The organism is Actinoplanes subglobosus (assembly GCF_042650585.1).
In the GTDB taxonomy this organism is placed as follows: Bacteria; Actinomycetota; Actinomycetes; order Mycobacteriales; family Micromonosporaceae; genus Actinoplanes; species Actinoplanes subglobosus.
Window position 1 is genome coordinate 78,344 of sequence record NZ_JBHSBL010000028.1, and the last position, 24,066, is coordinate 102,409.

A 24,066-nucleotide genomic window follows, 5' to 3' on the forward strand; every position below is an offset into this window, starting at 1 on the left:
GCCGCCCCCGCGCCACCCGAAAGGGCGGTTCGAAATATCTTGCTGGTGCTGCAACCTTCTTACCGGTCAGACCGCGGCCTTCAAAGTATGCTCCCGCATCAGCGTGTCGATCGTGTCGGCATCGGCCGGGCGCCCGAAATGATAGCCCTGCGCGAGCGGGCATCCCAGATCCCGCAGCAGCTCGGCCTGCCCCGGGGTCTCCACCCCCTCGGCCACCGCGAGCAGGTCCTGGCTGCGGGCCAGTTCCAGGATCGCCCTGGTCAGGCTCACGTCCTGAGGCCGCGGCGGGTCCTGGTGGCGGCGGATGAACGACTGGTCGATCTTCAGGATGTCGACCGGCAGCGCGTGCAGGTACGCCAGTGACGAGTACCCGGTGCCGAAGTCGTCGATCGCGATCCGGATGCCGTTCGCGCGCAGCTCACCGAGGACCGGGGTGTCGGCGGCGTCGATGAGGACCGATTCGGTGATCTCCAGCACCAGGGCGGCGGCGGGCAGGCCGGTGTCGGCGAGGATCTCCAGCACCGTCGCGGTGAAGCCGGGGTCGCGCAGCTGGTGGGTGGAGACGTTGACGGTCAGGTAGATGCCGTGCTCGCGGTGCCAGGCGGCGGCCTGCCCGCACGCCAGCCACAGCGCCCGGGTGCCGATCGCCCCGATCAGGCCGGTCTGCTCGGCGACCGGGATGAACACGCCCGGCGGCACCAGCTCGCCGTCGCGGCGCCAGCGCATCAGCGCCTCCACCCCGGTGGCCCGGCCGGTGGCGGCGTCGACGACCGGCTGGTAGTGCATGAACAGCGTGCCGTCGGCGAGTGCCTGCCGGAGCCCGGCGGCGATCCGGGTCCGCTCCGACTGCTCGGCGCGCAGCGACTCGTCGAATCGGGCGGTACGGGCACCACCGGCCTGCTTGGCCGCGCGCAGGGCCAGGTCGGCGTCACCGAGGACGGCGTCGTTGCCGGGCACCCCGTCGGCCAGCCCGGCCCGTGCGGTCAGGTGGATGCGGCGCTCGTCGACGGCGTACGGCGCGGCGGACACCGCCGTCACGACCCGCCCGGCCAGGCCGGTGGCGTCGGTGCCGGCCGTGATCAGGAAACCGAACTCGTCGCCGCCCAGCCGGGCCACCAGCTCCACCTCGGGCGCGAACAGCAGCAGCCGCCCGGCGACCTGGCGCAGCACGGTGTCGCCGACGTGGTGGCCGTAGGTGTCGTTGATCTCCTTGAAGCCGTCGAGCGCGCACAGGATCAGCGCGTACGGGCGGTCCCCGGCGGCGGCCCGGCCCAGGTGCTCCATGAGCAGGTCGCGGTTGGCCAGCCCGGTCAGCGCGTCGTGCCCGGCCCGGTAGGCCAGCCGTCGCTGCAGCACCTGCTGCTCGTCGAGGGCCGCGCGGGCCTGCTGGGCCCGCCGCTGGGCGAGCCGGGCCAGCACCACGATCCGCAGCAGCAGGAGACCGCAGAGGGCGGCGGTCAGCAGCGCCGGGACGATGATCACCGCGGACGGGTTGGCGATCGCCGGCAGCAGCGGGCTGGCCACCGCCGCGGCGTACATCACGATCAGAGTGATCCGGCCGGGCGCCGGGTCGGCGGCCAGGTCCTGCGCGGCCCGCGGGTGCAGGGCGGCCGCGACGATCAGCACCCACCAGAACTGCAGGACCAGGTGCGGCAGCCCGCCGGGCAGGAACGGCCGGGTGCCCTCGGCGGCGGTCGCGGCGTAGACCAGGTGCGCGGTGATCATCAGCATGCCGCCGCCGGCGACGAGCAGTCCGGGAACCCGCCGGGCGCCGGCCGCGGCACGCAGCGCGGTCGCCAGGATCATCAGGTCGAGGACCGCGTAGAGCACCGCCAGCGCGTCGTCGACCATCCGGTAACCGGGCCGGCCGAGGTAGGGCAGGACGATGAACGACCAGGCCAGCATGGCCAGGGCCAGCACCACCGCGCCGGCCTCGGCCGCGCCGCCCGGCCTGCGGAGCCGGCTGAACTGGACGGCCGCGGCCGCGTGCAGGGCGTACTGGACGGCCAGGGTCAGGCCCATCGGGGTGTTCGCCGGCTCGCCGCCCCGGACCGTCCACCACAGCGACGCGAGCGTCCCGGAGGCGCTCGCCAGGGAGAACAGCCACCAGCCGCACCGGTGCCGGCGGGCGGCCCGGAACAGGACCGCCGTGCCGGCGGCCTGGAGGATCAGCCAGCCGTACGGGCCGCCCGACGCGTGCAGGGCGAGCACGGCGACGGAGCCACCCACGAGGGTGAGCTGCCAGGCCGGGAAGCGGTGGATGTGCACGTCGCCATGTCACCCGACGCCGGTTGCGGTACGGGTGCCGGCCCGGTCGCTTTCCGGAGTGTGAACCCGATAGCAACCACGGCCCGCGGCCTTCGCGGCGTAGAGGGCCACGTCGGCGTCGCGCAGCGCCTCGGCACACGTGTGCACGTCGTCGAGGGCGAGCACCCCGATGCTGGCGGTGACCCGCACCGGCTGCCCGGCGAGCAGGTGGTCGAGGGCGGCGGCGTGCAGGAGCGCGTCCGCGGTGTCCAGCGCGCCGCCGTCGACGATCACCGCGAACTCGTCACCGCCGAGCCGGGCGACCAGGCCGTCCGGGACGGTACGCCGGAACCCGGTACCCAGCGCCACCAGCAGCTCGTCGCCGACCGGGTGGCCCAGGGTGTCGTTGACCTCCTTGAACCCGTCCAGGTCGAGCAGCAGCAGCCAGCCCCGCTCGCCCGGCGGCCGGGAGACGGCCTCGGTGAGCGCCTCGGTGAGCGCGGCCCGGTTGCCGAGACCGGTCAGCGGGTCGTGGGTGGCCCGGTGCTCCAGTTCGGCCCGCAGCGCCTCCTGCGCGCGCAGGGCCACGTCCAGCGCCCGGGCCCGGCGCTCGGCCAGGTTGCCGAGCATGCCCATCCGCAGCACCAGCAGCACGCTGACACCGACGCCGAGCAGCATCGGCAGCATGAACATGTGCAGGCCGCTCTCCCCGGGCGGCGGCTGGTCCGGCGGCGGGCCCGCCCTCATGATCGGCAGGGCGTTGAGCCCGGTCATCAGCGGGTAGAACGCGGTCACCGCGGCGAACAGGGCGAGCCGGGTCCGGGACAGGGTCTCCGGGTTGCGCCCGCGCTCGGCCCGGGCCATCGACGGGTGCAGGGCGGCCGACGCGATCATCAGGTGGCCGGTCATCCAGACCAGGATGTGCCAGACGGTCGGCGGGCGGTCCGAGGCGGCGTACGACGCGTCTGCCGCGAACAGCATGAAGGTGCTGGCCACGACCATCTGGTGGGCCCGGTTGCGCGGGTCGCCGGCCAGAAGCAGCACCGCGGCCGCCGCGACCCGCAGCAGTGTCAGGATCGTGAAGAGGCCGAACACCGCGGCGGGTGTCGGGTGGTGCCAGCGTTCGGCGAGAACCGGGCCGATCACCAGGGACCAGGCGCCGGCCATCACGCCGAGCAGCACCATCGCGCCGTCGAGCAGGTTGGCCCGGCGGTGCGCGGGTTGCGAGCACGCCCTCACCCGTACCACCGTCGCCGCCGTGACCAGCAGGAAGGCGGCTCCGAGCATGACCTGGTCGAGCACCGGGCCGGGGCCGCGCGGGCCGGCCAGGTGGGTCAGGGCGAAACAGAACAGGCCGCCCGCCATCAGCCACCAGAACAGCGCGCCCTCCGGCCGGTAGCGCCGGATCCCGGCCACGACGGCCAGCGCGGCGCACGCCTCCAGGGCGGCCAGCAGCCATTCACTGCCCGGCTGGGGCAGCGTCAGGGCGCCCGCGGTCACCGCGACGCCCCCGAGCAGGAAGCCGGACCACAGCCAGTCGTCGAGCCGTCTCACGACCGCACCCATCGTCACCGGCACGGGCCGACCTGAGGAGGGGCGGCTAAGCTCCAGTCGTGACGGACTCCCGACTGCGCGCCGATCTGATCTCCCGTGAGTACCCGCCGGAGGTCTACGGCGGCGCCGGGGTCCACCTGGAATATCTGGCCCGTGACCTGCGCGGGCTCGCCGACGTCCGGGTGCACTGCTTCGGCGCGCCGCGGGACGAGCCGGGCGTGACGGCCTACCCCGAGCCGGCCGAGCTCGCCCAGGCCAACGCCGCGCTGCGCACCATGGGTGTCAACCTGGCGATCGCCCAGGGCTGCGAGGGCACCGACGTGGTGCACAGTCACACCTGGTATGCCAATTTCGCCGGTCACACGGCGAAACTGCTGCACGGCGTCCCGCACGTGGTGACCACGCACAGCCTGGAGCCGCTGCGCCCGTGGAAGGCGGAGCAGCTCGGCGGCGGCTACGCGCTCTCGTCGTTCTGCGAGCGGACCGCGATCGAGGGCGCCGACGCGATCATCGCGGTCTCCGGCGGGATGCGGCGTGACGTGCTCCGGGCGTACCCGTCGGTCGACCCGGACCGCATCCACGTCGTCTACAACGGCATCGACACCGAGCTCTACCAGCCCGATCACGGCACCGACGTGGTCGACCGGCTCGGCATCGACCGTGACCGGCCGAGCGTGGTGTTCGTCGGCCGGATCACCCGGCAGAAAGGCCTGCCCTATCTGATGCGGGCCTGCCAGGAGCTGCCCGCCGAGGCGCAGATCATCCTGCTGGCCGGTGCGCCGGACACTCCGGAGATCGCCGCCGAGGTCGAGACGCTGGCCCGGGAGCTGCGGGAGAAGCGTGACCCGCGGGGCGTGATCTGGGTGCAGGAGATGCTGCCCAAGCAGGAGGTCATCCAGGTCCTCACGCACGCCACGGTCTTCGTCTGCCCGTCGGTCTACGAGCCGATGGGCATCGTCAACCTGGAGGCGATGGCCTGCGAGACCGCGGTGGTCGCCACCGCGACCGGCGGCATCCCCGAGGTGGTCGCCGACGGCGAGACCGGCCTGCTGGTGCCGATCGAGCAGGTGCAGGACGGTACGGGTACGCCCGTCGACCCGGAGAGGTTCGTCGCCGACCTGGCCGCGACCCTGACCCGGGTCCTGAACGACCCGGAGCTGGCGAAGCGGATGGGTGAGGCCGGCCGCCGCCGCGCCGTGGAGAGGTTCAGCTGGTCACGGATCGCCGAGGACACCCTAGAGATCTACCGGTCGGTGCTGTGAGTCTGCTGCGCCGCCCACCGGTGCGGGTGGCGATGCTCCTGTCGGTGGTCCTGTTCACGGCGGCGGTCCTGGGGATCGGCTTGGTGCGGGCCGCCTTCTACGAGCCGCCCGCACGGTCCGGTGACACGGTGGCAGTGGCCGAGGCGCCCACCCGCACCGTGACCGGGTCGTGCGGCGCCGTGCCGGTGTCGGCGCCGCGCGAGTTGCGCGGCATGTGGCTCACCACGGTCTACAACATCGACTGGCCCAGCAAGCCGGGGCTGCCGCAGGAGCAGGTCCGTTCCGAGTACCTGAGGTGGCTGGACCTGGCCGTCGCGCAGAACCACAACGCGATCTTCGTGCATGTGCGCCCGAGTGGCGACGCGTTCTGGAAGTCCGACTACGCGCCGTGGTCCAACTGGCTGACCGGCCGGCTGGACGGCGCGGACCCGGGCTGGGACCCGATGGCGTTCATGGTCGACGAGGCCCACAAGCGCAACCTGGAGTTCCACGCCTGGTTCAATCCGTACCGGGGCACCCAGTTCGCGCCGTCCGGCGCCGGCACCGACCTGACCAAGCTGCCGGCGAACCATCCACTGGTGCTGCACCCGGAGTGGCGGATCGAGCATCCGAAGGGTGCGAAGGGCCGCTTCTACTACGACCCGGGCAATCCGGAGGCGCGCAGGTTCGTCGAGGACGCGATGCTGGAGGCGGTCACGAAGTACGACGTCGACGGCGTCCACTTCGACGACTTCTTCTATCCGTACCCGGGTGACGGCAAGGGCCAGCCGTTCCCCGACGACGCGTCGTATGCGAAGTACGGCGCCGGGAAGTCCCGCGCCGACTGGCGCCGCGACAACGTGAACACCCTGGTCCGCGAGATGAAGGAGCGGATCGCCCAGATCAAGCCGTGGGTGAAGTTCGGGATCAGCCCGTTCGGCATCTGGCGCAACGGCGGCGAGGGCTCCGACACCAACGGTCTGGAGAGCTACAGCGCGATCTACGCCGATACCCGCACGTGGGTGCGGGAGGGCTGGCTCGACTACATCGTGCCGCAGCTCTACTGGACGATCGGGTTCGACAAGGCGGACTACGCCAAGGTGCTGCCCTGGTGGGCGAAAACGGTCAAGGGCACCGGTGTGCAGCTCTACATCGGCATCGGCGACTACCGGGTCGGGGAGAAGGGCGACTGGAGCGATCCGGCCGAGATCGACAAGCAGATGGCGTTGAACGAGAAGTTCGGCGTGCAGGGGCAGGTCCACTACAGTGCCGCGTCGGTCCGCAGCGACAAGCTCGGCTCGGCGACCCGCTACCGGGCGAAGCACTACGCGACGCCGGCGCTGCCGCCACGCATCCAGCGACTCCCGGCGGCGCCGCCGGCCGCGCCCCGGATCACCGCGGCGACCAGGACCGATACCGGCGCGGTCACCCTGACGGTCGCCGACGGCGGTGGCACGAGCTGGGCCCTCTACCGTACCGGCAAGGGTGCCTCCGCCCTGGTGGCGACGGGCCGGGCGGGCACCGCCGTGACCGACCCGAAGCCTCCGGCCGGCCCCGCCACCTACTGCGTCAGCGGGTTGGACCGGTCCGCGAACGAGGGCCCGCTGAGCAGTCCGTTCACCACAGCCGGTTAATCTCCCGTTCTGTCCCGAAAGGGGCAATTGTGGGGATAGCTTGAGCCGTGCCCCGAATCATCACACTCACGGCCGCCGTCACGTTCACCGCAGTGCTCGCCGTGCCCGCCGCCGGACTCGCGAACCCACCCGGCGGACCGCCCACCGTCGCACCCAGCCCCAGCCCCAGCACCCAGCCGCCCCCACCGGACGAGCCCGATCCGCTCACCACGGCGCTGCTCACCGCCACCGAGGTGCCGACCGGGTTCACCCCGCAGACCAGCGGCGTCGACGACCTGTTCGCGCGGATCCCGGCCGAGGTCGCGGCCTGCGGACGGGCGGTCACCGGCGTCCCGGCCGGAACCGTCTACCGGGAGTACGTGCGAGGGCCCGCCGAGGAGGAACTGCTCGTCGAGACCCTCGCCGAGCCGGGCGCCGCGGCGGCCCGTGCGGCGGTGACGAAACTCGCCTCGGTGCTGCCCGGCTGCACGTCGTTCACCAGGGCGTCGGGGCAGCTGCCCATGGAGCTCAAGTTCGCGCTCACCCCGTACACCCCGGCTCCGAAGATCGGTGACGCCTCGGCGGCCGTGAGTTTCGTGATGACCGTGCCCACCATGAATCTGACCGTCAACGGCCGCATCCTGGCCGCCGCCGCCGGGAAATCGCACGTCACGGCCCTGCTGATGTCCGAAGCGGCCCCCAAGATCGCAGACCTGGAGGCCGCCGCGCGGGCCGCCGTCGGGAAGCTGCCGAAAGTCAGCCCGTGACCCGGCCGCCGGCGACCTCGAGGCGGCGGCCGGTGGCGACCGCCTCGAGCATCCGGCGGTCGTGGGTGACCAGCAGCAGCGTGCCGGTGTAGGAGGTCAGTGCCGACTCCAGCTGCTCGATCGCCGGCAGGTCGAGGTGGTTGGTCGGCTCGTCGAGGACCAGCAGGTTGACCCCGCGGGCCTGGAGCAGCGCGAGCGCGGCACGGGTGCGCTCACCGGGGGAGAGGGTGACGGCCGGGCGCAGCACGTGCGCGGACCGGAGGCCGAACTTGGCCAGCAGGGTCCGCACGTCCGCGTCCGGCCAGTCGGGGACCGCGGCGCCGAAGGCCCGGACCAGCGGCTCGCCGCCGAGGAACAGCCCACGCGCCTGGTCGACCTCGCCGACCACCACGCCGGGGCCGAGATGCTGCGCGCCCGCGTCGAGGGGGAGACGGCCGAGCAGGGCCGCGAGCAGCGTGGACTTGCCGGAACCGTTGGCGCCGGTGATCGCCACCCGGTCGGCCCAGTCGATCTGCAGCGTCACCGGGCCCAGCGTGAAGTCGCCCCGGTGCACCACCGCGTCGCGCAGCGTGGCCACGACCGCGCCGGAGCGGGGCGCGGTGGCGATCTCCATGCGCAGCTCCCACTCCTTGCGGGGCTCCTCGACCACCTCCAGCCGCTCGATCATCCGGTCGGTCTGCCGCGCCTTCGCCGCCTGTTTCTCGCTGGAGTCGGCCCGGAACGCCTTGGCGATCTTGTCGTTGTCGGTGGCCTTGCGGCGGGCGTTGCGCACGCCCTTGTCGGCCCAGGCACGCTGCATGCGGGCCCGCTCGAGGAGGTCCTCCTTCCGGTCCGCATACTCCTCGAACTCCTCGCGGGCGTGCCGGCGGGCCCGGTCGCGCTCCTCCAGGTAGGAGGCGTAGCCGCCGCCGTAGAGGTTGACCTGGCTCTGTGCCAGATCGAGCTCCAGAACCCTCGTCACCGTGCGGGTGAGGAACTCACGGTCGTGGCTGACCAGCACCGCCCCGGCCCGCAGCCCGGTCACGAACGCCTCGAGACGGGCCAGCCCGTCCAGGTCGAGGTCGTTGGTCGGCTCGTCGAGCAGATAGACGTCGTAGCGGCTGAGCAGCAGCGACGCCATCCCCGCGCGGGCCGCCTGGCCGCCGGACAGGGCGGTCATCGGCAGCTCCAGCGCGAACCCGAGATCGGCCTCGGCGATCCGCTCCTCCAGGTCGGCACCACCCAGGTCGAGCCAGCGGTCCAGCGCGGCGGCGTAGCGGTCGTCGGCGCCCGGCACCTCCCGGCTCAGCTCGTCGGCCGCGGCGTCCATCGCGGCCTGCGCGGCGGTGACCCCGGTGCGGCGGCCGAGGAAGTCGCGGACGCTCTCACCCGGCCGGCGCTCCCGCTCCTGCGGGAGATAACCGACGTTGGCGGTGGGAGGGCTCAGCGAGACGCCCCCGCTCTCCAGCGGGATCACCCCGGCGAGGGTACGCAGCAGCGTCGTCTTGCCCGCGCCGTTCACCCCGACCAGGCCGATCACATCACCCGGCGCGACGACCAGGTCGAGCTCGGTGAAGAGGGTGCGGTCCCCGTGGCCCGCCGTGAGTTGCCGGGCGATCAGTGTGGCGCTCATCGGGTCCGAGTCTAGGTGCACCCCCTGACATCGACGTTTGGCGATAGGTTGTGCCGATGCGACTGCTCGCCAGGAGCCTCACGGTTCTCATGGTTCTCGCCGGGTCCGCGGTCATCGCCGCGGCACCGGCCCACGCCGCGACCGGGACCCAGCCGGTCCACGACTACGCCAGCGCGATCCGGGAGCAGGTCTGGGTCCAGACCCCGGTCGACAGCGACTTCGACGGCCGTCCCGACCGGGTCGCCGTGCGGATCATCCGGCCCGACACCACGACGAGGGTGCCGGTGATCTTCCAGCCCAGCCCGTACTACGCGGGACTCAACGACATCCCGAACCACGACGACGTCGACCGCGACGGCGGTACGGCGGCCCTCTCGTCGGCGGTGAACCGCGCCGACACCATCACCTTCGCGGGTTACCTCGACAACTACTTCGTGCCCCGTGGCTACGCCGTGATCTTCGCCGACAGTCTCGGCAGTGGCGGCTCGGACGGCTGCCCCACCTCCGGTGGCCGCAACGAGACCCTCGGCATGAAGGCGGTCATCGACTGGCTGAACGGGCGGGCACCCGGCTTCGACGCCGCCGGCGCCCCGGTGCGGGCCGGCTGGACGACCGGCCGGACCGGCATGATCGGCGTCTCCTACAACGGCACCCTGCCGAACGCGGTCGCCGCGACCGGCGTGCGCGGCCTGGAGACGATCGTGCCCATCGCGGCGATCAGCAGCTGGTACGACTACTACCGGGCCAACGGCGGGGTCGTCGCGCCCGGCGGTTTCCAGGGCGAGGACACCGACATCCTGGCCAAGGCCGTCCTCACCCGTGCCGATCCGGAGGTCTGCGCCGGCGAGATGGCCCGGCTGGAGCGGGAGCAGGACCGGGAGACCGGCGACTACAGCCGGTACTGGGACGAGCGGAACTACCTGGACGACGCGGACAAGGTCCGGGCCAGTGTGCTGCTGGTGCACGGGCTGCACGACTTCAACGTGCGCACCCTGCACGCCGGACAGTGGTGGGACGCGCTCGGCCGGCACCACGTGCCCCGCAAGATCTGGCTGCACCAGGCCGGGCACACCGACCCGTTCAACATCCGCCGGGACGTGTGGCTCGACACCCTGCACCGCTGGTTCGACCAGTGGCTCTACCGGATCGACACCGGGATCATGCGGGAGCCGGCCGCCGACGTCGAGGTCGCACCCCACCGGTGGGTGACGTCGCCGTCCTGGCCGATCGAGGGCCGCGACACCACGCTCCGGCTCGGTTCCGGGCCCCGGCAGACCTTCGTGGACGACACCTCCCGTACCGCCGAGTCCCTGGCCGCGGCCCCGGACACCGCCGACGCGAACCGGTTCGCCCACCTGACCGCGCCGCTCCCCACCGACGTGCGGCTCTCCGGGACACCGGAGGTCAGCATCCGGGCCGACGTCGCCGGTGACTCGCCGTATCTGACGGCGCTGCTCGTCGACTACGGCACCGCGGACCGGTTCGTGCGCGTGCGCAGCCTCGCCGAACAGGACTGCGTCGGGCCCGGCATCGAGGGCGACCCCGGGTGCTTCGCCAAACGGGAGTACGTGACGGCGCCGTCCGACTACGAGGTCGTCACCCGGGGCTGGATCGACGTGCGGAACCGGATCTCGCCGTCGCGGACCACGCCGATCACCGCCGGGAAGCCCTACACGTTCCGGTTCGCGCTGCAGAGCACCGACCACGTGTTCGCGGCCGGCCACCGGATCGGCGTGGTGCTGATCTCCACCGACCGGGACCACACGCTGCGCTACCCGTCGGGCACGGTCGTCGGGGTCCAGCCCGGCGCGTCGTACCTGACCGCCCGCCTCAGCTGATCGGGACGGCCGCGCCGCTGACCCGGACCCCCTTGATCTCCGGATCGAGACGGACGGTGATGCGGCTCGGCCGGCCCATGTCGTCGCCCTGCCGCAGCGTGATCGTCGCGTCCGGCGCCACCAGGCCCAGCTCGCGCAGGTAGCCGCCGAACGCCGCCGCGGCCGCGCCGGTCGCCGGATCCTCGTACACCCCGCCGATCGGGAACGGGTTCCGCACATCGAACTCGTCCTCCGCCGCCCGGAACGCCAGCTGCACCGTGGTCCAGTCACGCTCGGTCATCAAAGCCTTCAGGGCGGGCACGTCGTAGTCCAGATCCGCGAGCCGCTCACGGCTCTTCACGACGAGAATCGGATGGTACGCGCCACCGAAACCCACCTTCGGCGGAAGAAGCGGGTCCAGGTCACCGGTGCTCCAGCGCAGCGCACCCAGCAGGGCCGCCAGATCGTCCGCCCCCAGGTCGGCGACGTGCGGATCCACGCTGGTCAGCGTCGCCGTCCCGGCCTCGTCGACGACCACCGGCACGTCGCCGGCGTTGGTGGCGAACAGGTGCTCGCCCGGGCCCAGAGCCACCGCCGTCGCGACGGTCGCGTGACCGCAGAACGGGATCTCGGCCAGCGGGCTGAAGTAGCGCACCCGGAAACGGTCGCCGTCACGCGAGGTAACGAACGCTGTCTCCGAGTAGCCGACGTCGGCCGCGATCGCCTGCATGGCGGCGTCGTCCAGGGCACTCGCGTCGAGTACCACCCCGGCCGGATTGCCTCCGGCCGGATCGTGAGCGAATGCGGCGTACCTCTGAATGTCGGTCGTCATGCCGGGAAGCGTGCCGCGCGGCCGGGACCGCGACCAGAGCCAATCGCGCGGCCCTGGATGTGTCCGCCCGCACAGTCGTGGTTTGTCACAGGGGAGGGGTAGCGTTCGTGCGGTGACAGAGGCGCCCATCGCGATCACACCCGTCCCGCCCGCCGATCTGCCCCGCACGCTGGGTGAGTTGCGTGCCACCGGCCACGAGTTCCGGACGGTCAAGGAGGAGCTGCGTGACAACCTCCTGACCCGGCTCGGCTCCGGTGAGCCACGGTTCCCCGGCATCGTCGGCTATGAGGACACCGTGCTGCCCGAGGTCGAGCGCGCGCTGCTGGCCGGCCACGACATGGTGCTGCTCGGCGAGCGCGGCCAGGGCAAGACCCGGCTCATCCGCGCGCTCGTGGGCCTGCTCGACGAGTGGACGCCCTACATCGAGGGCTCCGAGCTGCACGAGCACCCCTACCACCCGCTCACCCCGGCCTCCCGCCGTCGCGCCGCCGAGGCCGGTGACCAGCTGCCGATCGGGTGGCTGCACCGGTCCGAGCGCTACGGGGAGAAACTGGCCACCCCCGACACCAGCGTCGGCGACCTGATCGGCGACGTCGACCCGATCAAGGTGGCCGAGGGCCGTGCCCTGGGCGATCCGGAGACCATCCACTTCGGTCTCGTGCCGCGCACCAACCGGGGCATCTTCGCCGTCAACGAGCTGCCCGACCTCGCCGAGCGCATCCAGGTGTCGCTGCTCAACGTGCTGGAGGAGCGCGACATCCAGGTCCGCGGCTACCAGCTGCGCCTGCCGCTCGACCTGCTGCTCGTCGCGTCGGCCAACCCGGAGGACTATACGAACCGGGGCCGCATCATCACCCCGCTCAAGGACCGCTTCGGCGCCGAGATCCGGACCCACTACCCGGTCGACCTCGCCCTGGAGACGGCGCTCATCCAGCAGGAGGCGGCGCTCGTCGCCCAGCTGCCGGACTTCCTGGTCGAGGTCCTGGCCCGCTACACGCGCGGTGTCCGGGAGTCGCCGTCGGTCGACGCCCGTTCCGGGGTGTCCGCCCGTTTCGCGATCGCCGCCGCCGAGACCGTCGCCGCGTCCGCGCTGCGCCGGGCCGGCCTGCGCGGTGAGCGTGAGGCCGTCGCCCGCGTCTGCGACACCGTGTCGGTGACGTCGACGCTGCGGGGCAAGGTCGAGTTCGAGAGCGGCGAGGAGGGGCGGGAGACCGAGATCCTCGGCCACCTGCTGCGCGTCGCCACCGCCGAGACGTTCCGGGCCCGCCTGGCCGGCCTCGACCTGTCCGGCTTCACCGACCTGGTCGCCGAGGGCGCCATCATCCAGACCGGTGACCTGGTCAGCGCGGAGGAGTTGCTCGCCCAGATCGGTACGGTCCCGGGCCTGGCCAAGGTCCTCGACCGTCTCGGCCTCGGTGACGCGCCGAGCCCGGGGCAGGCGGCCTCGGGCATCGAGTTCGCTCTGGAGGGCCTGCACCTGACCCGCAGGCTGGCCAAGGAGCTGACCGACGACGGCCGCACTCTCTACGGGAGCTGAGCGGCCGATGTCACTTCCCACCGTGTCCGCCGTCGCTGCTCGCCGGGTGTCGCCGTGAGCGGGAATGTCTTCCGGTACGGGGCCTGGCGCGACGGGCCCGATCCGCTGGCGCCGCCCTACGACGTGCGGGCCGCCGTCGACGAGATGGGGGAACGGGTGCTCGCCGGCGACAGCCTCCGCGACGCGCTGCGTGACCTGATCCGGCGCGGCCCCCGCGACGGCGCCGGGCTGGACGCGCTACGGGAGCGGGCCCGCCGGCTGCGGCGGGAGGCGCTGCGGCGCGGCAACCTGGACGGTGCGGTCACCCGGGCGCGGCAGATGCTCGACCAGGCGCTGGCCGCCGAGCGTGACGCCCTGGCGGCCCGCGACGACGACACGGCCCGGTTCCACGAGGCGATGCTCGACAATCTGCCCCGCTCGGTCTCTCAAGCCGTTTCCGACCTGTCGGATTATCAGTGGTCCTCGGACGAGGCGCGGGACATCTATCAGCAGATCCTCGCCGGGTTGCGGGAGGAGGTGGTCTCGCAGCGGTTCGCCGGCATGAAGCAGGCGCTGCAACAGGGCGACATGACTGAAATATCGGATATGTTGCGGGATCTGAACGACCTGCTCGGCCGGCACGCCCGCGGCGAGGACACCGACGACGCGTTCCGCGACTTCATGGAGCGCCACGGCCGCTTCTTCCCCGACGATCCGCGCAACGTCGACGAGCTGATCGACTCCCTGGCCCGGCAGGCTGCCGCCGCCGAACGGCTGATGCGCTCCCTCAGCCCGCAACAGCGCGAGGAGCTGCAACAACTCATGGCTCAGGCGCTCGGCGACGGCCCTCTTCCCGGGCAGCTCGCCGAGCTCACCGACAACCTGCGCTCCCTCCGCCCGAACCTGAACTGGGGCCGGGGCGAACGCATGCGCGGCCCGGCCGACCTCGGGTACGGCGACGCCGCCGCCGCGCTCGGGGAGATCGCCGACCTCGACGAGCTGATCGACCAGCTCGGCCAGGACCACCCCGGTGCCACCCTCGACGACGTCGACGTGGAGGCCGTCGAACGCCAGCTCGGCCGGGGTGCCGCCGACGACCTGCGCCGCCTGCGCGACCTCGAACGCGAACTACGCCGTCAGGGCTGGGTGCACCTTGACGCCGACGGCCTGACCCTCTCCCCGAAGGCTCTGCGCCGCCTCGGCAGCACCGCCCTGTCCGCGATCTTCCACGACGTCGCCGGTAAGCGCGGCCAGCACGACATGCGCGACGCCGGGGCGGCCGGCGACCTGATCGGCTCCTCCCGCCGATGGGAGTTCGGCGACGATCAACCCCTCGACGTGGTCCGCACCATCGGCAACGCGGTCCGGCGCCGGGCCGCCGGTGGTTCCGCCACTCTTCCGGTACGGCTGGAGCCCGACGACTTCGAGGTGGCCGAAACCGAGCGCCGTGCCTCGGCGGCGGTCGCGCTCTGTGTGGACCTTTCCTACTCGATGTACGCGGACGGCCGCTGGGGCCCGATGAAGCAGACCGCCCTGGCCCTGTCCCACCTGGTCGCCACCAAGTACCCACAGGACGCCCTGCAGATCATCGGCTTCGGCCGGTATGCCCAGACGCTCTCCCAGGGCGAGCTGGCCGCCATCGAGCCCACGATCGAGAAGGGCACCAACCTCCAGCACGCCCTGAAACTGGCCGCCCGCCACGTCCGCCGCCATCCCGGTGCCGAGCCGGTGATCCTGGTGGTGACCGACGGCGAACCCACCTCCCATCTGGAGCCCGACGGCGAGGCGGTGTTCTGGTGGCCACCGCTGCCCGAGACGGTCCAGGCGACGATCCACGAGGTGGACCTGCTGACCAGGTTCGGCGCCACCTTGAACGTCTTCATGCTCGGCGAGGACCCGGGCCTCCAGCGTTTCGTCGCGGCAGTGGCCCACCGCAACGGCGGCCGGGTCTTCAGCCCCGACCCGGCCGAGCTGGGCCGCTACGTGATCGACGACTACGTCCGGGCCCGCCGGGGCCGCCGCCAGCACTGATTCCGGCCCGCCGGCCGGTGGCGAATTCTGGAGGCTAGCCTCCTAGGATGCATTACCGGGTGTGGCCCGTGTGACTGCGCGTCAGGTGGGGCGGCGCGGCTGGTTATAGTTGCTCGGCGAGCGACCGGGAACGTCTGCGCACCACCGCCCGGGGAGGCGGCGGCAGCCGGACCCGGCTTGCGGATGAGCCGGGCGGGGGCCTCGGCCGAGGGGGAGAGGAAGTCGTGATGTCGCAGCAACCTGCGCCGTCCATCGAGTCCTCGAATCGGATCTGGACCCTGCCCAACGCGATCAGCTTCCTGCGGCTGCTCGGTGTGCCGCTCTTCCTCTACCTGCTCCTCGGCGTGGAGAACGACATCGCCGCGGTGATCGTGCTGATGATCGGCGGCTCCACCGACTGGGTGGACGGCTATGTCGCCCGCCGGATGAATTCGGTGAGCCGGCTCGGGGAGCTGCTGGACCCGTTCGCCGACCGGCTCTACATCGTGGCGACGCTGCTCGGGTTCACCGTGCGTGAGGTGATCCCACTGTGGCTCACCGGGGCGTTGCTGCTGCGTGAGGCGGTTCTCGGGGTGGTGCTGCTGATTCTGCGCCGCCACGGTTACGGGCCTCCGCCGGTTCACTACGTCGGCAAGACCGGGACGTTCCTGCTGCTGGCGTCGTTCCCGCTGATCCTGCTGGCCAAGGCGGCGCCGTCGATCGAGTGGTGGGTCGGGCCGGTCGGCTGGGGCCTGTCCTGGTGGGCCCTCGGGTTGTACTGGTGTGCGGCCGCCCTCTACGTGGTCCAGGCGGTGCGTGTGCTGCGCGCCGACCGTGAGGGCTCGTCGTGAGCGACCACCCGGCCGATGGCGGGACGAGCCGGCGGCCTTCGGGTGGCGAGCCGGCGGTCCGGGCCCTTCGGGAGCCGAGTGGGTCGTGGGAGGGGCTGGGCAGCATCGGTGGCCCGCCCGATCCGGACGGTAATTCGGGGAAGCGGACCTACGCTCCGGACTTCCTGACCGAGTTGTTCCAGAATCCGCTCGACCCGGGATATGCCGATGCGGCCGCGCGGCGGGCGAAAGAGGGCCCGCGGTCCGGTGCGCGGCGGCGCGTGGCGGGCGTGTCGGCGGCGCTGACGCTGGCGGTGATCGGGTTTCTGCTGGTGGTGGCCTACCGGCAGACGATGGCGGAGGAGCCGGCGCGGACCCAGGCGCGTGACGAGCTGATCGGCCAGGTGCAGAACCGGCGGGAGCACACCGAGGAGCTGCAGCAGCGGGTGGAGCGGCTGACCGAGGAGGTGGCGGCGCTGCGGGACCGGGAGCTGGGTGGCGAGGCGGTGGCGCGGCTGCGTGACCTGGAGGCCGTCACCGGCCTGGCGCGGGTGCGTGGCTCGGGGGCGCGGATCACGCTGGCGGACGGGCCGACGTCGGTGGACGCGGTGACCGGGGAGCGGCGGACCGAGGCGCAGGTGAAGGACACCGATCTGCAGCTGGCGGCGAACGCGTTGTGGGAGTCCGGCGCCGAGGCGATCACGATCAACGGGCAGCGCCTGACGGCGACGTCGCGGATCCGGCAGGCCGGTGAGGCGATCCTGGTGGACATCCGGCCGGTCGGGTCGCCGTACGAGATCGTCGCGATCGGGCCGGATGATCTGGCTGACGATTTCCGTGCGGGTTATGCGGGTCAGTTCTTCGACACGTTGTCGGCGCGGTTCGGGATCTCGTTCGATTCCGCTGAGGCCGATGACGTGACGCTGGAGGCGGCGACCGGCTTGAAGCTGCGGTCCGCCGAGCCGAGTGTTGCGCCCGCTCCGTCGGGTTCCGCGAACGTTTCGTCCGGTGCGGGGTCGCCTGTGCCGGATTCGTCAGTGACGGAAGGCGGCCGATGATCGCCGTACTCGCCCTGCTCGTCGGTGTCCTGCTGGGCATCCTGTTCGAGCCGTCCGTGCCGCCGGAACTGGTGCCCTATCTGCCGATCGCGGTGGTGGCGGCGCTGGACGCGGTGTTCGGCGGGGTGCGCGCCAAGCTGGACGGGATCTTCGACGACAAGCAGTTCGTGGTGTCGTTCATCTCGAACGTGCTGGTGTCCGGCCTGATCGTGTATGTCGGTGACCAGTTGGGTGTGGGCGGTCAGCTGTCGACGGGTGTCGTGGTCGTGCTCGGCGTGCGGATCTTCGGTAACGTCGCGGCGATCCGACGTCACCTCTTCCGGGCATAGGACGCGTGATGACCGATCCTGACGACAGCATCCGGCCGGCCGCCGAGGAGGAGCCGACCGTCTCGCTGTCCGGCCGCGGACCGACGGTGGGGCCGGAGGCCGACGAGGAGCCGACCGTTCCGCTGGCGGGCCGGGACCTGGCCGCCGAGCCGGAGAGCGGCGTGGCCGGCGGCGCGGGCGCTGGGCTGGAGAGCAGGGTGGCCGGCGGCGCGGGCGCCGGATCGGAGAGCGGCGTGGCCGGCGGCGCGGGCGCTGGGCTGGAAAGCAGAGTGGCCGGCGGCGCGGCGAGCGGGAGACCGGTGCCTGAGGTCGATGCGGGGCGGGCCGGGGGAGAGCCTGGGTCGGTCGCCGATACCGTGGTGGCGGGCGGCGGGGTGGAGCAGGCTGAGGACGGCGCTGCTCCGGCCGTACCCCATGGTGATCTTGATCTCGGGGGTGTGGCGCCTCGGACGGGTGAGTCACCCGATCTGTCGATTTCCGGAAGTGATCTTGATCGCCCCCGGATCCGGCGGCCGGCTCCGGCCGGGACGTTGATCTGGGTGTTGCTGGCGCTGCTCGGTTTCACGCTGGTGGTGCAGTTGCGCAGCAACAACTCCGATGACGGGCTGGCGGCGACACGGCAGGAGGACCTGGTCCGGATCCTGAGTGATCTGGAGTCGGAGGACAGTCGTCTGCTGTCGCAGATCCAGGCGCTGGAGCAGAGTAAACAGGAGTTGAACTCCGAGGTCGGAGGCCGTGAGGCGGCTCTGGCGGAGGCTGAGCGGCGCAGTCAGGATCTGGGTCTGCTGGCGGGGACGGAGCGGGGTCGTGGCCCGGGTCTGGACATCACGCTGAGCAATGTGGATGCGTCGGACGTGCTGAACACGGTGCAGGAGCTGCGGGGCGCCGGTGGTGAGGTGATGCAGCTCAACGGGGCGAACGACGTGGCGGTGCGGCTTGTCGCGTCGAGCTTCTTCGTCGACGCGTCGGGTGGTGGGATCATCGCGGACGGTGAGGAGTTGACCGGTCCGTTCCATCTTCTGGTGATCGGCCCGGCGAGCACGATGAGTACGGCGCTGCAGATCCCGGGCGGGGTGGTGGCGTCGGCGAAGAGTGGCGGCGGTAGCGTGACCATGGACTCGCGTTCCCTGGTCGAGGTGACCGCGGTGCGTAAGGCAGCAGCCTTGCGGTACGCACGTCCGGTGTCGTGATTAACGGAGGAAGCGTTGATTCCTGAGGATCTGCGGTATACCGCGGAGCACGAGTGGGTCGCCGGTGACGGCAGTGGGCCCGTGCGGGTGGGTATCACCCATTTCGCGCAGGACGCGCTGGGTGACATCGTCTACGTGCAGTTGCCCGATGAGGGCACGGTGGTGCAGGCGGGCGACTCGCTCGGTGAGATCGAGTCGACCAAGAGCGTCTCGGAGATCTACGCGCCGATTTCCGGCACGGTGGTGGCGAAGAACGCCACGCTGGCCGATGAGCCGGAGATCATCAACGGCGAGCCGTATGCGGCCGGGTGGCTGGTGGAGATCGCGCCGGACGATCCGGCGTCGGTGGCGGCCCTGCTGGATGCGGCGGCGTACCGGGCTCTGACCGAAAGCTGACGCCCTCGGGCATTTCATGCCCGTCCATTCGTTCTTCCGCGAGTCCGGTTGCCCAGCGATATTGGCGCTGACTAGGCTCGCGGAGCACACGAAGAACTGTTATTCCTTTGAAACCGATAGTCGTGCGTCGGGCCGAAATGGCCCCGGCGGGGCCGCAACGTTGCTGGCCTCGCTGGGAGGCGACGACCAACTGATCCGTGAGGTGGTCCGATGACGCGCCCAGACGACGAGTTCCCCCCGCTCGACGTCACGTCCACGCTGAACCTTGGCGCCCTTGACGAGGTGCTGGAGGGACCCGAGACGGACGTGGTTCCGAGCCGGATGGCCGGCTCGCTCCCCCCGGGGATGGCTCTGCTGGTGGTGCGCCGTGGGCCCAACGCCGGCGCCCGCTTCCTCCTCGATCACGATGTGACGACCAGTGGCCGGCACCCGGACAGTGACATCTTCCTCGACGATGTGACGGTGTCGCGCCGCCACGCCGAGTTCCACCGCGACAGCGGGACGTTCACTGTTCGCGACGTCGGCTCGCTGAACGGTACGTATGTGAACCGGGAAAGGGTTGAAGCGGCGACGCTCAGCAATGGCGACGAGGTCCAGATCGGCAAGTTCCGTCTGGTGTTCATCGCCGGTCCGCGGCCGGAGGGCGAGGGCCGGGCGTGACGGCGTCGGGGGCGGCGGCGCGTGACCCGGGGGCTTCGCGCCCTCAGGACGGGCGTGAGGGTGCGCTGATGAGCATCGGGGAGGTGCTGGCCCATCTGCGCACCGAGTTCCCCGACACCACGATCTCGAAATTGCGGTTCCTGGAGGCGGAGGGTCTGGTCGACCCGCAACGCACCGCCTCCGGGTACCGGAAGTATTCGTGGAACGATGTGGCCCGGTTGCGGTTCGTACTGACCGCGCAGCGCGATCAGTACCTCCCCTTGCGGGTGATCCGGGAGCAGTTGGACCGGATGGAGAAGGAGCCGGTGGTTCCGCAGCGGCCCACGTTGGTGGCGGTGGGGGCGTCTCAGGCCAAGGATCCGGCGGACTCGCGGATCCCGCATGCGGATCTGGTCGAGCGGACCGGTGTCGATGAGGCGTTGCTGGCCGAGCTGGAGCAGATCGGTCTGGTGACGGCGCGTCCGCCGGGCTGGTATGACGCTGACCAGGTGATCATCGTGGAGGCCGTGGTGGGTCTCACCCATTACGGGCTGGAGGTTCGTCACCTGCGTGCTTTCCGCAATGCCGCGGACCGTGAGGTGGGCCTGTTCACACAGTTGCTGGCGCCGCTGGCACGTCAGCAGGACCCGGCGGCGCGGGCGCGTGCCGCCGAGACCGCACGTGAGCTGCAGGCGCTTTCGCAGCGGCTGCATGCCGCGCTGGTTCGTTCGGGTCTACGGGGTGAGTTGGGTCGCTGAACCCGCTGCCGCGCGGATCGGACACCCGTGGTGTGCGTGTACCGTGCAGGTTAGGGCGGCTGCGCGGCAGCCGAGACGATGACGACACGGAGGCGGCGGTGCGTGAGCTGAGCGTGGTCGGGGTCCGGGTGGAGCTGCCCAGCAACCAGCCGATCGTGTTGTTGCGGGAGGTCGACGGTGACCGTTACCTCCCGATCTGGATCGGTGCGGTCGAGGCGACGGCGATCGCCTATGAGCAGCAGGGGGTCAAGCCGGCCCGGCCGTTGACCCATGACCTGCTGCGCGACATCCTGGCGGCGCTGAAGGCGCCGTTGAAGGCGGTCGAGATCACCGAGCTGAAGGACAATGTCTTCTACGCCGATCTGCTGATCGGTGACAATCTGCGGGTGTCGGCGCGGCCGAGTGACTCGATCGCGCTGGCGTTGCGGGTGGGTGCGCCGATCCGCTGTGCCGAGCAGGTTCTCACCGAGGCGGGGATCGTGATCCCCGACGAGCAGGAGGACGAGGTGGAGAAGTTCCGCGAGTTCCTCGACCAGGTGCGGCCCGAGGATTTCGCCGGCTGACATCGACCGGCGCCGTTCGTCCGTGCGCGGCGTGTCGAGCGGTTACCTCCATGTTTCGGCTGTGATTGAGATATACGCTCGTGAAGTCCAGGTGAACCGGCACACCGCCTAGATCTTGATCATGGGCGCGGGGAGGTAGTCGCGTGCACGAGCAACCTCTTGAAGGCCCTCTCGTCGGCGAGGACGGCGAGCTGGGGTACCGCGGGGTCACCGCCTGTCAGGCGGTCGGGATCAGCTATCGGCAGCTCGACTACTGGGCGAGGACGACGCTGGTCGTGCCGAGTGTCCGTGACGCTTCGGGGTCGGGGACGCAGCGGCTCTATTCGTTTCGTGACCTCGTGGTCCTCAAGGTCGTGAAGCGGTTGCTGGACGCCGGGGTGTCGTTGCAGAACATTCGCCGGGCGATCGAGACGCTGCGGTCGCGCGGGGTGGACGATCTGGCGGAGATCACGCTGATATCCGACGGCACGACGGTCTACGAGTGCCGCTCGCCGGAGGAGGTCGTCGACCTGCTCCAGGGTGGTCAGGGCGTGTTCGGCATCGCGATCGGCGGGGCGTTCAAGGAGATCCAGGGTTCGCTGTCGCATCTGCCGGCGGAGCCCGTCTCGGGTCCGCAGCCGGTCGGCGCCGCTGCCGCCCCGGATGAGAACGATGAGCTGGCGGCCCGCCGGGCCCGGCGCCGGGCCGGATAGCGGTCCTGTTCTGACCGCAATCGTGGCTACTGTCTGTTCGTGACCCACATCGCTGACAGCCACGATGTCATCCAGGTCCGCGGGGCCCGGGAGAACAATCTTCAGGACGTCTCGCTCGACATCCCGAAACGGCGATTGACCGTCTTCACCGGGGTCTCCGGTTCCGGCAAGTCGTCGCTGGTGTTCGGCACCATCGCCGCCGAGTCGCAGCGCATGATCAACGAGACGTATTCGGCGTTCCTCCAGTCGTTCATGGGCAGTCCGGCCCGGCCGGACGTGGACGCCCTGCACAATCTGAGCGCCGCGATCGTCGTCGACCAGGAGCGGATGGGCGCGAACGCCCGGTCCACCCTCGGGACGGCCACGGACGCGTACACCATGCTCCGGATCATTTTCAGTCGTCTCGGGTCGCCGAGTGCGGGCAGCGCGCTGGCCTACTCGTTCAACGCCGAAGGCATGTGCCCGGGTTGCGAGGGCCTCGGCAAGGTCTCCAGCCTCGACCTCGACCAGCTCGTCGACCGGTCGAAGTCGATCAACGAGGGTGCGATCACGGTTCCGAACTTCAGCGTCGACGGCTGGTATGTGCGCGGTTTCGCCGAGTCGGGGCTGTTCGATCCGGACAAGCCGGTGCGCGATTTCACCGCGGCGGAGCTCGACGACTTCCTCTACAAACCGTCGATCAAGATCAAGGTCAACGGCATCAACACGACGTACGAGGGACTGGTCGTGAAGGTGCAGCGGATGTACCTGACGAAGGAACGTGAGTCGGTACAGCCCCACATCCGGGCGTTCATCGACCGGGCGGCCACGTTCGCGAAATGCCCCGGCTGCGGGGGAACGCGGCTGAAACCGGCCGTGCTGGAGTCGACGATCGACGGCCGGAACATCGCCGAGTGCTCGGCCATGCAGGTCAGCGATCTGGCGGCGGTCCTGGCCGGGATCACGGCGCCATCGGTCGGCCCGGTGGTGGCGAACCTGCGGCAGACCCTGGACTCGCTGGTCGAGATCGGTCTGGGCTATCTGTCGCTGGACCGGGAGTCGGCGACGCTGTCCGGTGGGGAGGCGCAGCGGGTCAAGATGGTCCGGCACCTCGGGTCGAGCCTGACCGACATCACCTACGTCTTCGACGAGCCCACCGTCGGGTTGCATCCGCACGACATCCAGCGGATGAACGGCCTGCTCGTGCGGCTGCGGGACAAGGGCAACACGGTCCTGGTCGTCGAGCACAAGCCGGAGACCATCGCGATCGCCGATCACGTGGTGGACATCGGTCCCGGGGCGGGGCCCGGGGGCGGGCGGATCCAGTTCGAGGGGGACGTGCCCGCGTTGCGTGCGTCGGGCACACTGACCGGGCGTTACCTGGGGCACCGCGTCGAGCTGAAAGCCACGGTTAGGTCGCATACCGGACAAATTCCCATTCGGAATGCGTCCACCCACAATCTGCGCGACGTCTCGGTCGACGTGCCGACCGGGGTGCTGACCGTCGTCACCGGTGTCGCCGGCTCGGGCAAGAGCTCGCTCATCCACGGATCGCTGCCGCAGCGTGACGGGGTGATCGTCGTCGACCAGTCGGCGATCCGCGGTTCTCGGCGCAGCAATCCGGCCACCTACACGGGACTGCTCGACGCCGTGCGTACCGCCTTCGCCAAAGCCAACGGCGTCAAAGCCGCCCTGTTCAGTGCCAACTCCGAAGGCGCCTGCCCGCACTGCAAAGGCATCGGCCTGGTCTACGTCGACCTCGCGATGATGGCCGGTGTCGCCGGGGTCTGCGAGGAGTGCGAAGGCAAACGCTTCACCGCCCAGGTCCTGGAGTACAAGCTGCGCGACCGCGACATCAGCGAGGTCCTGGCCATGCCGGTCAGCGAGGCGCTCGGCTTCTTCACCGAGAAGGCGGCCCGCGCGATCCTGGAACGCCTCAACGCGGTCGGGCTCGGCTACATCACCCTCGGCCAGCCCCTCAACACCCTGTCCGGCGGCGAGCGGCAGCGCCTCAAACTCGCCGTCCACATGGGCAGCGGCGTCGCCACCTACCTGCTCGACGAGCCGACCAGCGGCCTGCACCTGGCCGACGTCGACCAGCTGCTGGCCCTGCTCGACCGGCTCGTCGACACCGGCAACACGGTCGTCGTCATCGAACACCACCTGGCCGTCATGGCCCACGCCGACTGGATCATCGACCTGGGCCCGGGCGCCGGCCACGACGGCGGCACCGTCGTCTTCACCGGCACCCCCGGTGAGCTGGTCGCCAAGTCGGACACGCTGACCGCCCAGCACCTGCGTGACTACGTCGGCTGACGATTCTTGTCGTACCCCTCCGGCATGATCCCGGCATGACCTGGGACATCCGGAGGGAGCGGCCGCCGCGGTCGCGGCCGGATCATCCGTGCGGCACGATCTGACGG

Annotated in this window: 20 protein-coding genes; 16 read left to right on the forward strand and 4 right to left on the reverse strand. The window is 71.0% G+C overall.

Annotated features, from left to right (window positions below):
* Positions 1-66: 66 nt before the first annotated feature.
* Together ACFO0C_RS40875 and ACFO0C_RS40880 are read right to left on the reverse strand one after the other, a co-directional pair.
* Positions 67-2,268, reverse strand: coding sequence for a putative bifunctional diguanylate cyclase/phosphodiesterase (locus tag ACFO0C_RS40875; protein WP_378072202.1), 2,202 nt, complete (start codon positions 2,266-2,268; stop codon positions 67-69).
* Positions 2,269-2,277: 9 nt separating this feature from the next.
* The gene (locus ACFO0C_RS40880) at positions 2,278-3,801 is read right to left on the reverse strand and encodes a diguanylate cyclase domain-containing protein (RefSeq protein WP_378072203.1); all 1,524 of its coding nucleotides are present in this window, start codon (positions 3,799-3,801) and stop codon (positions 2,278-2,280) included.
* 59 nt (positions 3,802-3,860) lie between these two features.
* Here ACFO0C_RS40880 and glgA point away from each other — a divergent pair, with 59 nt between their 5' ends.
* Genes glgA through ACFO0C_RS40895 form a run of 3 tightly spaced genes read left to right on the forward strand, consistent with a single transcriptional unit; the run spans position 3,861 to position 7,422 of the window.
* Complete coding sequence (gene glgA, locus ACFO0C_RS40885) at positions 3,861-5,063, forward strand: glycogen synthase (RefSeq protein ID WP_378072204.1); 1,203 nt, start codon at positions 3,861-3,863, stop codon at positions 5,061-5,063.
* Positions 5,060-6,676, forward strand: coding sequence for a glycoside hydrolase family 10 protein (locus ACFO0C_RS40890; RefSeq protein WP_449191811.1), 1,617 nt, complete (start codon positions 5,060-5,062; stop codon positions 6,674-6,676). The genes glgA and ACFO0C_RS40890 overlap by 4 nt, the downstream gene beginning before the upstream one ends.
* A 47-nt stretch (positions 6,677-6,723) precedes the next feature.
* Positions 6,724-7,422: a hypothetical protein gene (locus ACFO0C_RS40895; protein ID WP_378072205.1), complete on the forward strand. Its 699-nt coding sequence runs from the start codon at positions 6,724-6,726 to the stop codon at positions 7,420-7,422.
* On the opposite strand, the gene ACFO0C_RS40900 is transcribed toward ACFO0C_RS40895, so the two are convergent.
* Positions 7,412-9,034 carry an ABC-F family ATP-binding cassette domain-containing protein gene (locus ACFO0C_RS40900; protein WP_378072206.1) on the reverse strand — a complete coding sequence of 541 codons (1,623 nt, stop codon included), beginning with the start codon at positions 9,032-9,034 and terminating at the stop codon, positions 7,412-7,414. The two genes, ACFO0C_RS40895 and ACFO0C_RS40900, sit on opposite strands and share 11 nt — an antisense overlap.
* Positions 9,035-9,090: 56 nt before the next feature.
* Here ACFO0C_RS40900 and ACFO0C_RS40905 point away from each other — a divergent pair, with 56 nt between their 5' ends.
* Positions 9,091-10,872, forward strand: a complete 1,782-nt coding sequence (locus ACFO0C_RS40905) for a Xaa-Pro dipeptidyl-peptidase (protein ID WP_378072207.1) — start codon at positions 9,091-9,093, stop codon at positions 10,870-10,872.
* Here the strand turns inward: ACFO0C_RS40905 and ACFO0C_RS40910 are convergent.
* Positions 10,865-11,683, reverse strand: a complete 819-nt coding sequence (locus ACFO0C_RS40910) for a PhzF family phenazine biosynthesis protein (protein WP_378072208.1) — start codon at positions 11,681-11,683, stop codon at positions 10,865-10,867. The genes ACFO0C_RS40905 and ACFO0C_RS40910 overlap by 8 nt on opposite strands.
* Before the next feature lie 112 nt (positions 11,684-11,795).
* Between ACFO0C_RS40910 and ACFO0C_RS40915 the strand changes: the two genes are divergently transcribed.
* From ACFO0C_RS40915 to ACFO0C_RS40970, 12 genes are all read left to right on the forward strand, one after another.
* Complete coding sequence (locus ACFO0C_RS40915) at positions 11,796-13,220, forward strand: sigma 54-interacting transcriptional regulator (protein WP_378072209.1); 1,425 nt, start codon at positions 11,796-11,798, stop codon at positions 13,218-13,220.
* Positions 13,221-13,274: 54 nt separating this feature from the next.
* Positions 13,275-15,230, forward strand: a complete 1,956-nt coding sequence (locus ACFO0C_RS40920) for a VWA domain-containing protein (protein ID WP_378072210.1) — start codon at positions 13,275-13,277, stop codon at positions 15,228-15,230.
* 227 nt (positions 15,231-15,457) lie between these two features.
* On the forward strand, positions 15,458-16,060 hold the full coding sequence (locus ACFO0C_RS40925; RefSeq protein ID WP_378072211.1) for a CDP-alcohol phosphatidyltransferase family protein: 603 nt from the start codon (positions 15,458-15,460) through the stop codon (positions 16,058-16,060).
* Positions 16,057-17,097, forward strand: coding sequence for a DUF881 domain-containing protein (locus ACFO0C_RS40930; RefSeq protein WP_378072212.1), 1,041 nt, complete (start codon positions 16,057-16,059; stop codon positions 17,095-17,097). The genes ACFO0C_RS40925 and ACFO0C_RS40930 overlap by 4 nt, the downstream gene beginning before the upstream one ends.
* Positions 17,094-17,426 carry a small basic family protein gene (locus ACFO0C_RS40935; protein WP_093611661.1) on the forward strand — a complete coding sequence of 111 codons (333 nt, stop codon included), beginning with the start codon at positions 17,094-17,096 and terminating at the stop codon, positions 17,424-17,426. Before ACFO0C_RS40930 ends, ACFO0C_RS40935 begins: the two co-directional genes overlap by 4 nt.
* 8 nt (positions 17,427-17,434) lie before the next feature.
* Positions 17,435-18,616 carry a DUF881 domain-containing protein gene (locus ACFO0C_RS40940; protein WP_378072213.1) on the forward strand — a complete coding sequence of 394 codons (1,182 nt, stop codon included), beginning with the start codon at positions 17,435-17,437 and terminating at the stop codon, positions 18,614-18,616.
* Positions 18,617-18,631: 15 nt separating this feature from the next.
* On the forward strand, positions 18,632-19,012 hold the full coding sequence (gene gcvH, locus ACFO0C_RS40945; protein WP_378072214.1) for a glycine cleavage system protein GcvH: 381 nt from the start codon (positions 18,632-18,634) through the stop codon (positions 19,010-19,012).
* A 210-nt stretch (positions 19,013-19,222) separates the two neighbouring features.
* On the forward strand, positions 19,223-19,672 hold the full coding sequence (odhI, locus tag ACFO0C_RS40950) for an oxoglutarate dehydrogenase inhibitor Odhl (protein WP_360324916.1): 450 nt from the start codon (positions 19,223-19,225) through the stop codon (positions 19,670-19,672).
* 68 nt (positions 19,673-19,740) lie between these two features.
* A complete protein-coding gene (gene ftsR, locus ACFO0C_RS40955) occupies positions 19,741-20,409 on the forward strand; it encodes a transcriptional regulator FtsR (RefSeq protein ID WP_378072216.1) in 669 nt (222 codons plus the stop codon).
* Between the two features lie 98 nt (positions 20,410-20,507).
* The gene (locus ACFO0C_RS40960) at positions 20,508-20,972 is read left to right on the forward strand and encodes a bifunctional nuclease family protein (RefSeq protein WP_043532252.1); all 465 of its coding nucleotides are present in this window, start codon (positions 20,508-20,510) and stop codon (positions 20,970-20,972) included.
* A 143-nt stretch (positions 20,973-21,115) separates the two neighbouring features.
* Positions 21,116-21,664 (forward strand): MerR family transcriptional regulator, encoded by a 549-nt coding sequence (locus ACFO0C_RS40965; RefSeq protein ID WP_360324922.1) that lies wholly within the window; start codon positions 21,116-21,118, stop codon positions 21,662-21,664.
* A gap of 39 nt (positions 21,665-21,703) precedes the next feature.
* A complete protein-coding gene (locus ACFO0C_RS40970) occupies positions 21,704-23,959 on the forward strand; it encodes an ATP-binding cassette domain-containing protein (RefSeq protein WP_378072217.1) in 2,256 nt (751 codons plus the stop codon).
* Positions 23,960-24,066 lie beyond the last annotated feature (107 nt).

What these genes read in the sequence shown, in the direction of transcription:
- ACFO0C_RS40900 (WP_378072206.1), bottom strand. Translation starts at nt 9,034, where the DNA reads ATGAGCGCCACACTGATCGCCCGGCAACTCACGGCGGGCCACGGGGAC.
- ACFO0C_RS40910 (WP_378072208.1), bottom strand. Translation starts at nt 11,683, where the DNA reads ATGACGACCGACATTCAGAGGTACGCCGCATTCGCTCACGATCCGGCC.
- odhI (WP_360324916.1), top strand. Translation starts at nt 19,223, where the DNA reads ATGACGCGCCCAGACGACGAGTTCCCCCCGCTCGACGTCACGTCCACG.
- ACFO0C_RS40905 (WP_378072207.1), top strand. Translation starts at nt 9,091, where the DNA reads ATGCGACTGCTCGCCAGGAGCCTCACGGTTCTCATGGTTCTCGCCGGG.
- ACFO0C_RS40935 (WP_093611661.1), top strand. Translation starts at nt 17,094, where the DNA reads ATGATCGCCGTACTCGCCCTGCTCGTCGGTGTCCTGCTGGGCATCCTG.
- ACFO0C_RS40940 (WP_378072213.1), top strand. Translation starts at nt 17,435, where the DNA reads ATGACCGATCCTGACGACAGCATCCGGCCGGCCGCCGAGGAGGAGCCG.
- ACFO0C_RS40925 (WP_378072211.1), top strand. Translation starts at nt 15,458, where the DNA reads ATGTCGCAGCAACCTGCGCCGTCCATCGAGTCCTCGAATCGGATCTGG.
- ftsR (WP_378072216.1), top strand. Translation starts at nt 19,741, where the DNA reads ATGAGCATCGGGGAGGTGCTGGCCCATCTGCGCACCGAGTTCCCCGAC.